Origin of the sequence: Sphaerotilus montanus, assembly GCF_013410775.1 — a bacterium.
GTDB lineage: Bacteria > Pseudomonadota > Gammaproteobacteria > Burkholderiales > Burkholderiaceae_C > Sphaerotilus > Sphaerotilus montanus.
This window is the reverse complement of the sequence record NZ_JACCFH010000001.1, coordinates 4,521,314-4,535,934: the sequence shown is the minus strand read 5'-3', so window position 1 is coordinate 4,535,934 and position 14,621 is coordinate 4,521,314. Positions and strand designations below refer to the sequence as shown.

Here is a 14,621-nt window from a genome sequence, read left to right as displayed (position 1 = left end):
TGCACTCATGGTGTACGCCCTCGAACGGTGGTGGCCAGCCGCAGCAGCTGCGAGCTGAACTTCAGTGCGGCGGCCTGGGCCGCCTCGTTGTTGATTTCGAACGTGACCCGCCCGCCGGTTGCGCCGAGGCCGATCATCCCGCCCATTTCGGCGAATCCGTCCACATCGCCGATGGTCAGCACGGGCTGGTTGCGCACGGCACGCAGCACCTCGCTCTGGCGGCGCTCGTCCGGATCGGTCACGTACACGATCTGGCAGGACTTCAGCTCCTCGGCGCGCGGGTTGCGTTTCACGTTCATCACGCGGCCCTGCAAGGTGCGCCCCTCGATGGCGGTGCCCACCACTGTCTGGGGATCCTGTCCGACCAGACAGAGCTGGATCTGGCCGGCCGGCAAGGCGCCAGCCGGCCACTCCGTGAACTTGCCGAAGTTGAAGACAAAACCGGCCTTGACCGCCGCTTCCGTGGTCGCCGGGCCCTGTGCCAGCGCGGTGCAGACGAACCCGGTCAGCAGGGTCACCAGAGCACCTCGCCCCAGAGCGAGACTGCGCATGTCGATGCTTTCGCTGCCGTCAGGTCAGAACTGCCAGCGGCCCTTGACCGCGATGGAGCGGGGAATGCGCATCTGCATCGTGGGCAGCTGGTCGCCGGTGTACTCCACGTGCTGCGCCTGGAGCAGGTTCTGGCCGGTCACCGAGGCTTCGAACTGCGGGGTCACGCGCCAGGCCCAGCGCAGGTCGAGCGTGGTGAACGCGCCGATGTTCATGGACTCCAGCCGCCCCACGCGGCGCAGCCAGCCATCGAGTTGCTGTTGCTTGCCCAGATCGAAGGATGCGCGCAGCGACAGCTGGTGGCGGGGCACGCCGCCTCTGGCGGTGCGCACGTCGGCGTCATGGAGCGGGTCGCCACTGGACTCGGCGCTGACCTGCAGCAGGGTGTAGGCCGTCTGCACGCGCAGCGAGGGCGCCGCATGCCAGTCGACGGCAGCTTCCAGGCCGTTTTCCTGCGCTTCCAGGCCATTGCCGATCGCGCCGGACACCAGCAGGTAGGGCGACAGGCTGGTCAGGACCGGGGTGGCGCCCTGGGTCTGCGCGGCGCGCAGGTTCCGGTAGCGGTTGTGGAAGGCGGCCACGTCGAGCAGCAGGTTCGAGCCGAACTGCGCCCGGTAGCCCACCTCGTAGCTCAGCACCGACTCCGAGGAGAACGAGGGGCTGCCGCCGATGCGCAGCAGCGTCGGCAGGGGATTGCCGCCGGCCGGGTCGGCCGGGAGGACGGCGGCGTCGATGGTCGCGCCGCGCTCCACCCGGGCGGGCGTGCGCACCGCGCGGGAGACTGCTGCCCACACCGAATCGGTCGGGTTCAGGTTCCACGAGGAGCGCAGATTCGGCTGGACCTCGAAGCCGGTGTAGCTGTTGTGCTCGAACTTGCTGCCAGCGGCGATGCGCCAGCGGTCCGGGAGCACGGTGAACTCGTCGTGGACAAAGGCGCTGAACAAGGTCTGCGTTTGCTCGGCGGGCAGGAAGGTGGCGAGCGAGGCGGGCGGGGTGTGGATGGTGTCTGCGCTGCGCCGGTAACCCAGGCCCCAGACCATGTCCTGGCGGGACGTCAGCGCGAAGCGGTTCTGGAAGTCGACGTCCAGCGTGGTGCGGTCTTCGGCGTGGACACCTTCCATGGCGATGCGGCCGTGCTCCAGACCGACCTGCAGCGTGGCTTGCGAGCCGTTGTCCAGCGTCCAGTCGATCTTGCCCAGGACGTTCACGCCCTGGTTCTTCTGCATGGTCGGGGTCCGTGCGGCGTAGGGCGGGGTGAGCTGGGGCAGCAGCAGCACCTCGCCGCTCTTCGTGTCGAACACGTTCGCGGTGGCCATCACGCGGGCGGTGCCCGAGAGATCGCGGTCCAGCCGGAAGCCGGCGCGCACGGCATCGACATCGTCCGCGCCCGGCGTGCCGTCGCTGGCCTGCACGCTGTCGCGCCGGACGGACTTGGCCCAGAGGCGGTAGTGGGTGTCCTCGTCGACCTGCGCGCCCCAGCGCACGGCGCCGGTGCGCTGTCCCTCGTTGCCCACCAGGGCGGTCGCCAGCCCGCCCTGTGTGCGCCTGGCGTTGCGGGTCAGGATGTTGATCACGCCGTTCACGGCATTGGCGCCCCACATGGTGGCACCCGGGCCGCGGATCACCTCGATGCGGTCCACATCCTCCAGCAGCACATCCTCGGCTTCCCAGAACACGCCGGAGAAGAAGGGCGAGTAGGCGCTGCGGCCATCGATCAGCACCAGCAGCTTGTTGGCGAAGCGGCCGTTGAAGCCGCGTGCGGTCACCGCCCAGCGGCTGCCGCTGGCCCGGGCCACTTCCAGCCCCGGCACCATGCGCAGCGCTTCGGGGATCGACGTCGATCCCGAGCGCTGGATGTCATCGGCCGTGACCACGAAGGCGGCGGCGGCCGTGTCGGTCAGCCGCTGCGACTTGCGGGACACGGTGGTGACCTCGACGTTCATGAGGTCCTCGATGGACATCGAGGCGACCTCCAGTTCCTGCGCTGCCCGGGCCTGCGTGCCGGCCAGGGCCATGACCCCGACCATGACAGCGTTCAGGCATTTGCAAGGAAGCGCAAGGGTGGAACAGGTGGTTTGGTGCACAGCGAAAACTCCCAGCCGGTCAGATTCGACCCAGTCGCCACCATCTTGGGGACGAACCGACTGGCGCACTCGGCCGATCAGCTTGCGCTTGACCTCCCAGATCCGCTGTCTGCGCGCCGAGCCGCCAGACTGATCCTCATCAATGGTCTGTCTGGTTCTGGATCTTGAAATCTGGTCTGTACTGCCCCAGATCCCTTTCAACCGGAGGAACACCCCATGCGACTCGACAAACTCACCACCCTGCTGCAACAGGCGCTCGGCGACGCCCAGAGCCTGGCCCTCGCGGCGGACCACCCCTACATCGAACCCGTCCACCTGCTCAAGGCGCTGCTGCAGCAGGAGGACGGTCCGCGCTCGCTGCTGCAGCGCGCGGGCGTGAGCCTGCGTGCGCTCGACGAGGCGATCGACGCTGCCCTGGCCCGCATCGCGTCGGTGACGGGCGCCCAAGTGCAACCCGGCCGCGACCTGATGGCCCTGCTGCAGGCGGCCGAGAAGGAGTCGACCAAGCGCGGCGACCAGTACATCGCCACTGAAATGGTGCTGCTGGCGCTGGCCGAGTCGAAGACCGACTTCGCCCAGGCGGTGCGCACCTGCGGCCTGACCCGCAAGGCGCTGGAAACCGCCGTGGACGCCGTGCGCGGTGGCCAGCCGGTGGACTCGGCCGACGCCGAAGGCCAGCGCGAGGCTCTGAAGAAGTACACGATGGACCTCACCGAGCGCGCCCGCGCCGGCAAGCTCGACCCGGTGATCGGCCGTGACGACGAGATCCGCCGTGCCATCCAGGTGCTGCAGCGGCGCACCAAGAACAACCCGGTGCTGATCGGCGAGCCCGGCGTCGGCAAGACCGCCATCGTCGAAGGACTGGCGCAGCGCATCGTCAACGGCGAGGTGCCCGAGTCGCTGAAGAACAAGCGCGTGCTGGTGCTCGACATGGCCGGTCTGCTGGCCGGGGCCAAGTACCGCGGCGAGTTCGAGGAGCGGCTGAAGTCGGTGCTGAAGGAAGTGGCGCAGGACGAGGGCCGCATCATTCTCTTCATCGACGAGCTGCACACCATGGTCGGTGCGGGCAAGGCCGAGGGCGCGATGGACGCGGGCAACATGCTCAAGCCGGCGCTGGCCCGCGGCGAGCTGCACTGCATCGGCGCGACCACGCTCGATGAATACCGCAAGTACGTCGAGAAGGACGCCGCGCTGGAACGCCGCTTCCAGAAGGTGCTCGTCGCCGAGCCCACCGTGGAAGCGACGATCGCCATCCTGCGCGGCTTGCAGGAGAAGTACGAGGTTCACCACGGCGTCGAGATCACCGACCCGGCCATCGTCGCCGCGGCCGAACTCTCGCACCGCTACATCACCGACCGCTTCCTGCCCGACAAGGCCATCGACCTGATCGACGAGGCGGCGGCCAAGATCAAGATCGAGATCGACTCCAAGCCGGAGGTGATGGACAAGCTCGACCGTCGCATCATCCAGCTCAAGATCGAGCGCGAGGCGGTGCGCAAGGAGAAGGACGAAGCCTCGATCAAGCGCATGGGCCTGATCGAGGAAGAGATCGGCAAGCTGGAGCGCGAGTACGCCGATCTGGAAGAGATCTGGAAGGCCGAGAAGGCGACGGCGCAAGGATCGGCCCACGTCAAGGAAGAGATCGACCGCATCAAGTTCCAGATCGAGGAATGGAAGCGCAAGGGCGATTTCAACCGCGTGGCCGAGCTGCAGTACGGCAAGCTGCCCGAACTGGAGAAGCGCCTGAACGAAGCGCAGGCCAAGGAGGAATCCAAGACCCGCGCCGGCAAGGACGGCAAGGGCGGCCCGCAACTGCTGCGCACGATGGTCGGCGCGGAGGAAATCGCCGAGGTGGTCAGCCGCGCCACGGGCATCCCGGTGTCCAAGCTGATGCAGGGCGAGCGCGACAAGCTGCTGCAGATGGAAAACAAGCTGCACCAGCGCGTGGTCGGCCAGGAAGAAGCCATCGTCGCCGTGTCGAACGCGATCCGCCGTTCACGCGCCGGCTTGTCCGATCCGAACCGGCCGCTGGGCTCGTTCCTGTTCCTCGGCCCCACCGGCGTGGGCAAGACCGAGCTGTGCAAGGCTTTGGCCGGCTTCCTGTTCGACAGCGAGGACCACATGATCCGCATCGACATGAGCGAGTTCATGGAGAAGCACTCGGTGTCGCGGCTGATCGGCGCGCCTCCGGGCTACGTCGGCTATGACGAGGGTGGCACGCTGACCGAAGCCGTGCGGCGCAAGCCCTACAGCGTCGTGTTGCTCGACGAGGTGGAGAAGGCGCACCCGGACGTGTTCAACGTGCTGCTGCAGGTGCTGGACGATGGCCGGCTGACGGACGGGCAGGGCCGCACGATCGACTTCAAGAACACCGTGATCGTGATGACCAGCAACCTCGGCTCGCACCTGATCATGGCCATGGCCGGCCAGCCGACCGAGGACATCCGCGAGGCGGTCTGGGGCGAGGTGAAGGCGCATTTCCGGCCCGAGTTCCTGAACCGCATCGACGAGACCGTCGTGTTCCACGCGCTGGACCTGAAGAACATCGAGTCGATCGCTGCGATCCAGCTCAAGGGGCTGGAAGGGCGGCTGGCGAAGATGGAGATGGTGCTGGAGGTCACGCCCGAGGCGCTGAAGGAAATCGCCAAGGTCGGCTTCGACCCGGTGTTCGGGGCGCGGCCGCTCAAGCGGGCGATCCAGCAGCGCATCGAGAACCCGGTGGCGCGGCTGATCCTGGAAGGGCGCTTCGCGCCGCGCGACGTGATTCCGGTCGGGATCAATGTGGACGGCGAGTTCACCTTCGGCCGCACGGTGCACTGAAGCACCGGTGCCGCGGGCCTGGTGTTCAGAGCACCGGCGCCCGCGGCAATGCGGCATCCATCGCCATCAGACGCGGGCGCAACTGGGTCCAGCTCGTCAGGGACGGGCCGTAGACCAGGTGCAGCGCCAGCCCCGGCTGGGACTGCAGTGTCCGCACGCCAAGCGCCTCGTTGCCTCCCATGACCAGCACCTCGTCGGCTTGCCCGACGAGGTGCAGCTGTCTGCGGGTGCTGGTGCCGGCGGCCAGCAGCAGCGAGCCGCGGCGTGCCAGGTCGCTGGGCTGGAAGGCCGCGCCAGCGTGGGCGATCACGCGGCTGGTGGCGACATCGAACACGCACGCACTCTGCACCCCCGGCAGCGCATGGGCCTCCAGCACGAAGCGCTCGATCGGCTGCGTCCTGGACGCGAGCGTGGCTGGCGTGGTGGCCAGATCGGGCATGGCCTGCATCGTGTCCCGGCCGCTGGCCAGCACGCTCAGCAGCGGCCCGCTGCCGTCCGGGTGCAGGGCGGTCTGTACCCGGTTCCACGACTCGCTCAGGAAGTTCCAGGCCTCGGCCGGGCGACTGACCCGCGGCGCGATCTGGCAGGCCACGCCGCTGCCCGGTCCGAGTGCGGCAACGAGTCCGGCCAGTGCCGCGTGGCTGGTGGCGGCCAGCGGCATGAACTGCAGGTGGGCGCACTGCCAGTCGGGCCGGAACATCGCGTCGCGCAAGGGCTGGAGGGCGTCGCTCAGCGCGTGCGGTGGCACGTCGCCGATCAGGATGACGGCCATCGTCGCCTGCGCACAGAGCACCCGGGCGATGGCGGTCCGGGTCACGGTGTCGGCCTCGGCGTCGGTGCTGTAGAGCCGCACCAGCTGGCCGCGGCTGGCCGGACAGTCCACGTAGTCGATGCTGGCGAGCACGGTGCCATAGCTCTGGCGGCGGATGCTCAGGCGCTCCACCGGCCGGCCCGCCGCGGACGCGATGGCGTGCAGCAGGCGGCGTGCACCGCGGCTGGCGATGTCGTGCAGCGCGATGTAGCTGGGGCGCAGATATTCGAACTGCTGCTGCAGCGCCTCGCCCGGCTCGCAGGACACGAACAGCTCGCGGGTGTGGTTGCCGACCGGGCGGCCGATGTCGACGGCGTTGTCCAGCCGGTCGTCGAAGCTGCGCTGGATCTGGGTCGGTGGGGCGTCGACAGCGTTGTCGGATCCGTCGGCGGGTGGGTGCATGCCGTGGTCTCCAGAACGAAAAGGGCGCGGGCATCCTATCATCCGCGTCTTGATTTCACATCGTGCGCTGGCATGTCGTCTACCGTGTCCTCTACCTCTCCGCTCTCGGAACCTGAAATGGAAACTTTGCCTGTCGTGATCGTGGGGGCCGGACTGGCTGGCTTGACTGTGGCGCTGCACCTCGCGGCCGAGCGGCGGGTCATCGTGCTGGCCAAGCGGCAACTCGGTGAGGCGGCCACCGCCTGGGCCCAGGGCGGCATCGTCGGCGTGCTCGGCCGCGACGACAGCATCGACAGCCATGTGCGCGACACGCAGGAAGCGGGCGCCGGACTGGTGGACGAACACACCGCGCGCTTCATCGCCGAGCGCAGCGCGGACGCGGTGGGCTGGCTGGTCGACCAGGGGGTGGCGTTTTCGCCCGACCCGGACGGCCCGCTCGGCCTGCACCTGACCCGCGAGGGTGGCCATGCGGTGCGCCGCATCGCCCACGCCGCCGACGCCACCGGCTACGCCATCCACCAGGCGCTGCTGGCCGAGGTGAAGCGCCACCCGAACATCGAGCTGCGCGAGCAGGCGATGGCGGTGGACGTCATCACCCCGCGCCACCTGCGGCTGGACGCCGCGCCGCGCTGCTACGGCGTCTACGTGCTCGACATCGAGAGCCAGCGCATCGAGACCATTGCCACCAGCGCGGTCGTGCTGGCCAGCGGTGGCGTCGGCAAGGTCTACCGCTACACCAGCAACCCCGACACCGCCACCGGCGATGGCATCGCGATGGCCTGGCGCGCCGGCTGCCGGGTGGGCAACATGGAGTTCATCCAGTTCCACCCGACCTGCCTCTACCACCCGCAGGACCGCAGCTTCCTCATCACCGAGGCGCTGCGCGGCGAGGGCGCCTTCCTGCGTCTGCCGGACGGCACCCGCTTCATGCTGGCGCACGACGAGCGCGCCGAACTCGCGCCGCGCGATGTGGTGGCCCGCGCCATCGACTTCGAGATGAAGCGTCTCGGCGTGGACCACGTCTGGCTGGACGCGACCCACCTTGGCGAAGACTTCCTGAAGGAGCACTTCCCGACCATCCACGCCCGCTGCCTGAAGCTCGGCATCGACATCGCCCTGCAGCCGATCCCGGTCGTGCCCGCCGCGCATTACACCTGCGGCGGCGTGGTCACCGACCTGCATGGCCAGACCGATCTGCCAGGCCTCTTCGCGGTGGGCGAGACGACCTACACCGGCCTGCACGGCGCCAACCGGCTGGCCAGCAACTCGCTGCTGGAATGTGTGGTGCTGGGCCGCAGCTGCGCTGAAACCATCATGACGGCGCCGCAGTCCGAGCACCCGCCACTGCCGCTGTGGGACGAGAGCCAGGTCGAGAACGCCGACGAGCAGGTCGTGATCTCGCACAACTGGGACGAGCTGCGCCTGCTGATGTGGAACTACGTCGGCATCGTGCGCACCACCAAGCGCCTGGAGCGTGCGCTGCATCGCATTCAGATGCTGCGCGACGAGATCGACGACTACTACGCCAACTTCCGCGTCAACCGCGACCTGCTGGAGCTGCGCAATCTGGTGGAGTGCGCCGACCTGATCGTGCGCTCGGCGCTGATGCGCCACGAGAGCCGCGGGCTGCACTACAGCCGCGATTTCCCGACCACGCTGCCGGTGAGCTTCCCCACGGTGCTGGTGCGCCCGGCGCGCAGCCAGCGCGTGGCGGCGAAATCCGGTCGCCGGCTGGCCGGCGGACCGCCGCCGACGGGGTTGTGCGGCTGATCCGCCTGGACTGGGCCGCCGTTCAGCGCCGCGCCCGCATCGCCATGCGGGCCTGCACGAACTCGAAGGCGAAGGTGACGGCGTCGCTGATGGTCTCGTCCATCGCCAGGCGTTCCTTCTCCGTCAGGTAGAAGGTCAGATCGACCGAGTGGCGGATGTAGCGTGCGCCCAGCCGGTTGAGCGCAACGCAGGCCACATCGGGCAGCGCCTCCGCGTCCAGGTAGGGATAGCCGGGGGCCAGACGAACCACCGTGTCGAACACCGGCCGTTCGTAGTGGTTGTGGACGGAAGTGAAATCGATGCTCATGCCGAGGATGTCGGCATGCGCACCCGCAACTTGACTCAGGCCGCGCCGATGTTCGGCACGAAGCCCCGCGAGGGCTGGCTGATCGCGGCCGGGTTGGCCTTGACGAAGTCCAGCATGCGGTCGATGCAGCCGAGGGCCTGGGTGCGGACCGGCTCGTCGACCTGCACCTCGCCCGTGCCGCGCTCCAGACAGTCGATCACGCCCTGCAGCGCGTTCATCGCCATCCACGGGCAGTGCGCGCAGCTCTTGCAGGTGGCGCTGTTGCCCGCGGTGGGGGCCTCGATCAGCCGCTTGGTCGGCGCGGACTGGCGCATGCGGTGGAACATGCCGTTGTCGGTGGCGACGATGAACTCGGGCGCGTCCATGGTCATCACGGCCTTGAGCAGCTGCGCCGTCGAGCCGACCACGTCGGCCTGGTCGACCACGCTCTTCGGCGATTCAGGGTGGACGAGGACCTTCGCCTGCGGATGCTCCTGGCGCAGCAGCTCCAGCTCGACGCCCTTGAACTCGTTGTGCACGATGCAGTCGCCCTGCCACATCAGCATGTCGGCGCCGGTCTGGCGCTGCACGTAGCTGCCCAGGTGGCGGTCCGGGGCCCAGAGGATCTTCTGGCCCTGTTCGTGCAGGTGGCGGACGATGGCCTCGGCGCAGGAACTCGTCACCATCCAGTCGGCCCGGGCCTTCACGGCGGCGCTGGTGTTGGCGTAGACGACGACGGTGCGGTCAGGGTGGGCATCGCAGAAGGCGGCGAACTGGTCCGGCGGGCAGCCCAGGTCGAGCGAGCAGGTGGCGTCCAGGTCCGGCATCAGCACGCGCTTCTGCGGCGACAGGATCTTGGCGCTTTCGCCCATGAAGCGCACGCCGGCGACGATGAGCGTCTGCGCCGCGTGGTCGCGGCCGAAGCGGGCCATTTCCAGCGAGTCGCTGACGCAGCCGCCGGTCTCCATGGCGAGGTCCTGCAGGTCGCCGTCCACGTAGTAGTGGGCGACGAGCACCGCGTTGTGCTGCTGGAGCAGGGCGCGGGCGCGGTCCTTGAGGGCGGTGCGCTGGCTGGGGGTGAGCGGCGCGGGCACCTTGGCCCAGGCGTGCGCGGTGCAGCTCTGGCCGGTGGCGTCCTGCTGGGTGTAGTCGAATTGAACGTCGGTCATGGCGAGATCGTAATGCAGCAGATCAGGGAGACGGATTCTCGGAGGTTCCGATCCACTGGTTGCGTGCGACCGCGATCTGCCAGCGCGCAGCGCCCAGGTCGCCGAACTCGCGCTCGACGCAGGCGAGGATCAGCAGACCCGGCTGGCGCGGCACGGGCAGCGCCAGGTGGTGGTGGGTCGGACTGCCCCAGGACAGCTCCAGCAGCGGCTGCCCGGCGCCCAGCGCGCGGTGGGCCCGCCAGAGGGCGCAGCCGGCGCGCGCGGCTCCTTCGAGCAGGGTCAGCTGGTCCTCGGTCTGGGCCTGCACGCTCAACACGTGCGCGTCCTCGATCGCCACGACGGCACACGCCGTCACGCCGACCCCCATCGACAGCACCCGCAGCACGCGGTTCATCACGGTCGCGGACACGTCCGGCAGCGCCGAGGTCACGACCAGCGGCGCCAGCGCAGGCGAGACGGCCGGGGGGGGGGCCACCGGTGCCGCTGCGGCTGATCGCGCGGGCGCAGGCGTCGGCACTGGCGCTGGCGCCGCTTTTGCTGGCACCACCGGCGGTGCCGGTTCCGGCCGTGGTGCCTCCGCGTCAGCCGGGCCGTCGTCCATCGCGCCGGGCACGGTCGGCTCGCCGCTGGCAAAGCCGGTCACCAGCGAGATCAGCTGCTGCGACCAGCCCGGGTCGTTCACCGAGAACAGCTCCAGCACGTGCATCTTCATGCCGCGCGGCCAGGTGGCGCGGCGCAGGCGGTCGGCGCGGCTCGGCTTGTCCGCCGGCGACACCAGCAGCAGCGACGGCCCGCGCCAGGCGTCTGCACGCACGAAGTCGTTGATGCGCCGGATCAGGTCCTTGTCCCCGTTGGCACCGGCCAGGATCACGGCGCGGTCGGCCTGCTCCAGCAGGGTCAGGGCAACGCTGAGGCCGCGGTTGTCGGCGAACGAGGCGTCCACCTCGACCACCCCGAGCGGCTGGCCGGACGGCGTCGGCAGCACCGTGCTGCGCAGCATGGCCACCGGCTCCGTGCCTTGTTCCTGCATCAGCGAGATCTCGCTGATGCGGCCATGGGCCGCCAGGGCGAGCTGGGCGATCGAGAAACCGGGCCAGCTGCCGGAGGGGTCCCACACGGCCACCGTCTGTTGCGGTTGCACCGAATCGCGCGAAAACAGGGTCTGCACGGGCGGTGCGCTCGGTGTCTCGGCCCGGGTGCGCAATTCGCGGGTGCTGACCGGAACAGTGGTGGGGGGGTCTGCGGGCAGGCTGCTGGGGCCGGCCCAGGCCGCGCTGCGGGGGTCATCCTGGGACGCGGAGGCGTCGCTCGAAGGGGCAGTGCGCTTGAATTTCAGGCTGAGCATGGTGTCGAGGGTTGTGACCGGTTCACATCAGCACCTGCTGTGCCTCCATGATGCGGTAGCGCGTCATCGCCAGATTGCTGCGCAGCTTGTCCAGAACGGCCAGGATGAACAGGTCCGGGTGGGCGCGCAGCGTCCGGAGAATATGGTATCGGCTGCCCGCGGTGACCAGTATTTCTTCCAGCGGGTCGCCCGGACGGGAATGACCCAGCTGGCGCAGCGTGCGGCGGTGGGTTTTCCAGATTTCGGCGGCGGCCAGCGCCGCGCGGTCGATGTCGGGTCCGCGGGCGGGGCTGGCCTTGACCAGTCCGGTGCTGCCTTCGACCAGCGCAACGAAGATCAGGCCGTCCAGCACCGTGAGCTCGTCCAGCACGGCGAGTGCGCGCCTGGGGTGCACGGGCGTGCGTCCGGACTCCGGGGCCGGGGCGTCTGCGGACAGCTCTGGCGTTTCCGGAGGCGCCACAAACAGCGTGGCCTGTCGGGCAGGCGGCAGGGCGGGGCCGGAGGCCACCGCTTCCGACAGCGGCATCGGCGCGCTGCCGGGCGCTGGCGCAGCCACCACCGCCGGTGCGGCTGGTGGGGACGCCTGTTCCGACCGCAGGCGCTGCCAGTAGGCCAGCATGCGGTTCCACACCGCGCTGGCGCTGGTCAGCGGCTCGCACATCGTTTCGATGCGCACCTGCGCCGGCCAGTCCATGCGCTCGATCTTCTGCACCATCCAGCTGGCGCCCACCGGCAGCATGAACAGCAGGTTGCGGCATTGCCAGTGCAGGCTCAGCGTGGCGCTGTGCAGATCGACCAGCATGTCGTCGATCGCCGACGGTGCCATCGGCCCGATGATCACCACCGACAGGTCCGAGCGCTCCATCAGGGCCATCTGCACCTCGGCCGCATCGCCACCTTCGGCCTGGATGTCCGCGTGGTAGATCTTCAGCGTGTCGTCGGTGCGCCGGGGCAGGGTGGTGCGCTCGATGGTGGCCATCAGGTTGAGGCTGGCCTGGTCGCGCAGGCTGAGCCGCTCGATCGGCTGGCCGCTGGCGTCGGCCAGCGCGCGGATGACCGAGGCGGCCCACATGTGCGACGGGTCGCACATCGTGATGAGCTTCTGCCGGACAAAGGTGTCCTTGCGGCTGCCGGCGAAATGGGCGCGCATGGCCTGCGCGGGGGAGCCGCTGACCAGCAGGTCGTCGTTGTGGCGCGCTTCGGCTTCTGCCGCGGCTTCGGCCAGTTCGTTCTCGTCGGCCATGACGGCGGTGGAGGCGAACTCGGGCATCTCGACATCGGCGGCCGCGTCCTTGCCACTCGCGCGGGACGTGGCGTCCCGAATCGGGGTCAGATCGCCGAAGAGGCTCTTGAGCATGTTCATCGCGTGACGGAGCAGTCCGGGGAAAGGGGTGGGAGCATCGCTACTTTAGTCGCTGAAGCTGGCTGCGACCTGAGTTTGCGTGAAACTGCATGGAATGGACGCATTCCGTCATCAGGGTGATTGACGAATATGAAATCTGGAAATGCGTGATTTTCTGATCGTTTCGAAGAAAATGCACCCGGGCGCCTGTCCACAGTGTGAGTGCTTGTGACGAGGCGTCACCCGCGCACGCCTGTGCGGGGTGGACCGTGCCCCCTGAATCTGGTTGCCCCGTGTTTGATTCAGCGCGCAGAAATCCGTGTCTCGACAGGGCACACTGGTGGTCGGTTACGCTAGTCCGATGAAGATGAATTGCTTTTCTGGTTCCGATGTCCGGCGTCTGGTGTGGCGTTGCCTCGCTGCGGTACTGGTGTGGCTGGTGGTCACGGGGCCGGTGCGGGCGGCCGAAACCTTCCTGGAGCCGGAGCAGGCCTTCCGGCTCAGCGTGCGGGTGGCCGATGCGCAGACCCTGGCACTGCGGTTCGAGGTGGCCCCCGGCTACTACCTGTACCGGGAGCGGTTCGAGGTGCTGCCCGGCGGACCGGATGTCGTGCTGTCGCCGCCGGTCTATCCGGCGGGGGTGGTCAAGTTCGACGAGACCTTCCAGAAGGAGGTCGAGATCTACCACGACGTCCTGGAGGTGCCGCTGGCGGTGCAGTCCGCCCCCGGGCAGTTCACGGTGAAGGTGACGCACCAGGGTTGCGCCGACAAGGGCCTGTGCTATCCGCCGCAGATCCACCAGCTGCAGGTGCGCCAGGAGGCTGGTGCGCTGCGGGCGGTGCGTGTCGTGGCGGCGGACGCGACCGGGGATGCCGCGTTGTCCTCCGCCGAGGCAACGCCCGCGCCCGAGGCCAGTGTGTTCGACCGCTTCGGCACCGTGCTGCGCTCGGGCAACCTGTGGGGTGTCGCGGGGGTCTTCGCGCTGGCTGGCGTGTTGCTGTCGTTCACGCCCTGCGTGCTGCCGATGGTGCCCATCCTGTCCTCGATCATCCTGGGACAGGGGGGCGGCGGCTCGCGCCAGCGTGGCCTGCTGCTGTCGGGGGCGTACGCGCTCGGCATGGCGCTGGTCTACACCGGCATGGGTGTGGCCGCAGGGCTGGCCGGCGAGGGACTGGCGGCGACGCTGCAGACGCCCTGGGTGCTGGGGGCGTTCGCGCTGGTGCTGGTGGGGTTGTCGCTGTCGATGTTCGGCTTCTATGACCTGCAGATTCCGGCGTCGTGGCAGACCCGTCTGCACGCCGCCAGCAGCCAGGTCGAAGGCGGTCGCTATGGCGGTGTGTTCGTGATGGGCGGCGTCTCGGCGCTGATCGTCGGGCCGTGCGTGGCCGCGCCGCTGGCGGGTGCGCTGGTCTACATCAGCCAGACGCGCGACGTGGTGCTCGGGGGCGTGGCGCTGTTCGCCATGGCTTGCGGCATGAGCGTGCCGCTGATGCTGGTCGGCTTGTCGGCGGGTTCGCTGCTGCCCAGGGCGGGTGCCTGGATGGAGTGGGTCAAGCGCAGCTTCGGCGTGATGCTGCTGGCGGTGGCGGCCTGGATGGTCTGGCCGGTGCTGTCCTTCGGATCCACCGTGGAGGCTGCAGGTGCCTCCAGCCACACGATACCGGGCGATGGCGTGGTGTTCCGCCGCGTCCGCACCCTGGCCGAACTGGACGAGGCCGTGCGCACGGCAGGGCGCCCGGTGCTGTTCGATTTCTATGCCGACTGGTGTGTTTCCTGCAAGGAAATGGAGCGCTTCACCTTCACCGATCCGGCCGTCAAGGAGCGCCTGGCCGGGATGCTGCTGCTGCAGGTCGACGTGACGGCCAACAACGCCGACGACAAGGCCCTGATGCGCCGCTACGGCCTGTTCGGGCCGCCGGCCATCCTGCTGTTCGACACTGCCGGGCGCGAACTGCCCGCGCACCGCGTCATCGGTTTCCAGCGCGCGGGCGACTTCCTGTCCCATCTGGATGCGGCGCCGCTGCGTCCTTCATCCCCCTGAAC

Annotated in this window: 10 protein-coding genes; 3 read left to right on the top strand and 7 right to left on the bottom strand. The window is 68.9% G+C overall.

All coding sequences use genetic code 11. The features are described 5' to 3' along the window. Positions 1 to 5: 5 nt before the first annotated feature. Together BDD16_RS20705 and BDD16_RS20700 are read right to left on the bottom strand one after the other, a co-directional pair. Entirely contained in the window at positions 6 to 518 is a 513-nt protein-coding gene (locus tag BDD16_RS20705; RefSeq protein ID WP_179635672.1) for a YfiR family protein, read from the bottom strand. 57 nt (positions 519 to 575) lie between these two features. Further along, positions 576 to 2,576, bottom strand: a complete 2,001-nt coding sequence (locus tag BDD16_RS20700) for a TonB-dependent receptor plug domain-containing protein (RefSeq protein WP_179635671.1) — start codon at positions 2,574 to 2,576, stop codon at positions 576 to 578. 273 nt (positions 2,577 to 2,849) lie between these two features. Here BDD16_RS20700 and clpB point away from each other — a divergent pair, with 273 nt between their 5' ends. Beyond that, positions 2,850 to 5,453, top strand: a complete 2,604-nt coding sequence (clpB, locus tag BDD16_RS20695; RefSeq protein ID WP_179635670.1) for an ATP-dependent chaperone ClpB — start codon at positions 2,850 to 2,852, stop codon at positions 5,451 to 5,453. 25 nt (positions 5,454 to 5,478) lie between these two features. Here the strand turns inward: clpB and BDD16_RS20690 are convergent, their stop codons facing one another. Beyond that, positions 5,479 to 6,666 (bottom strand): hypothetical protein, encoded by a 1,188-nt coding sequence (locus tag BDD16_RS20690; protein WP_179635669.1) that lies wholly within the window; start codon positions 6,664 to 6,666, stop codon positions 5,479 to 5,481. A 117-nt stretch (positions 6,667 to 6,783) separates the two neighbouring features. Between BDD16_RS20690 and nadB the strand changes: the two genes are divergently transcribed. Then, positions 6,784 to 8,436: an L-aspartate oxidase gene (gene nadB, locus BDD16_RS20685; protein WP_179635668.1), complete on the top strand. Its 1,653-nt coding sequence runs from the start codon at positions 6,784 to 6,786 to the stop codon at positions 8,434 to 8,436. 22 nt (positions 8,437 to 8,458) lie between these two features. On the opposite strand, the gene BDD16_RS20680 is transcribed toward nadB, so the two are convergent. From BDD16_RS20680 to BDD16_RS20665, 4 genes are read right to left on the bottom strand one after another with little or no spacing between them, the layout of a single operon-like run. After that, positions 8,459 to 8,743 (bottom strand): late competence development ComFB family protein, encoded by a 285-nt coding sequence (locus tag BDD16_RS20680; protein WP_179635667.1) that lies wholly within the window; start codon positions 8,741 to 8,743, stop codon positions 8,459 to 8,461. 35 nt (positions 8,744 to 8,778) lie between these two features. Next, positions 8,779 to 9,891, bottom strand: a complete 1,113-nt coding sequence (gene nadA / locus BDD16_RS20675) for a quinolinate synthase NadA (RefSeq protein ID WP_179635666.1) — start codon at positions 9,889 to 9,891, stop codon at positions 8,779 to 8,781. A 22-nt stretch (positions 9,892 to 9,913) separates the two neighbouring features. Then, the gene (locus tag BDD16_RS20670; protein ID WP_179635665.1) at positions 9,914 to 11,236 is read right to left on the bottom strand and encodes a hypothetical protein; all 1,323 of its coding nucleotides are present in this window, start codon (positions 11,234 to 11,236) and stop codon (positions 9,914 to 9,916) included. A 22-nt stretch (positions 11,237 to 11,258) separates the two neighbouring features. Continuing rightward, positions 11,259 to 12,599, bottom strand: a complete 1,341-nt coding sequence (locus tag BDD16_RS20665; protein WP_180552349.1) for a roadblock/LC7 domain-containing protein — start codon at positions 12,597 to 12,599, stop codon at positions 11,259 to 11,261. A 340-nt stretch (positions 12,600 to 12,939) separates the two neighbouring features. Here BDD16_RS20665 and dsbD point away from each other — a divergent pair, with 340 nt between their 5' ends. Next, positions 12,940 to 14,619 (top strand): protein-disulfide reductase DsbD, encoded by a 1,680-nt coding sequence (gene dsbD / locus BDD16_RS20660; protein ID WP_246332628.1) that lies wholly within the window; start codon positions 12,940 to 12,942, stop codon positions 14,617 to 14,619. Positions 14,620 to 14,621: the final 2 nt, after the last annotated feature.

Bases quoted from the DNA above. Each gene is read 5' to 3' on its own strand.
- BDD16_RS20700 (WP_179635671.1), bottom strand. From the start codon at position 2,576: ATGGTCGGGGTCATGGCCCTGGCCGGCACGCAGGCCCGGGCAGCGCAG.
- clpB (WP_179635670.1), top strand. From the start codon at position 2,850: ATGCGACTCGACAAACTCACCACCCTGCTGCAACAGGCGCTCGGCGAC.
- BDD16_RS20690 (WP_179635669.1), bottom strand. From the start codon at position 6,666: ATGCACCCACCCGCCGACGGATCCGACAACGCTGTCGACGCCCCACCG.
- nadB (WP_179635668.1), top strand. From the start codon at position 6,784: ATGGAAACTTTGCCTGTCGTGATCGTGGGGGCCGGACTGGCTGGCTTG.
- BDD16_RS20680 (WP_179635667.1), bottom strand. From the start codon at position 8,743: ATGAGCATCGATTTCACTTCCGTCCACAACCACTACGAACGGCCGGTG.
- nadA (WP_179635666.1), bottom strand. From the start codon at position 9,891: ATGACCGACGTTCAATTCGACTACACCCAGCAGGACGCCACCGGCCAG.
- BDD16_RS20670 (WP_179635665.1), bottom strand. From the start codon at position 11,236: ATGCTCAGCCTGAAATTCAAGCGCACTGCCCCTTCGAGCGACGCCTCC.
- BDD16_RS20665 (WP_180552349.1), bottom strand. From the start codon at position 12,599: ATGAACATGCTCAAGAGCCTCTTCGGCGATCTGACCCCGATTCGGGAC.
- dsbD (WP_246332628.1), top strand. From the start codon at position 12,940: ATGAAGATGAATTGCTTTTCTGGTTCCGATGTCCGGCGTCTGGTGTGG.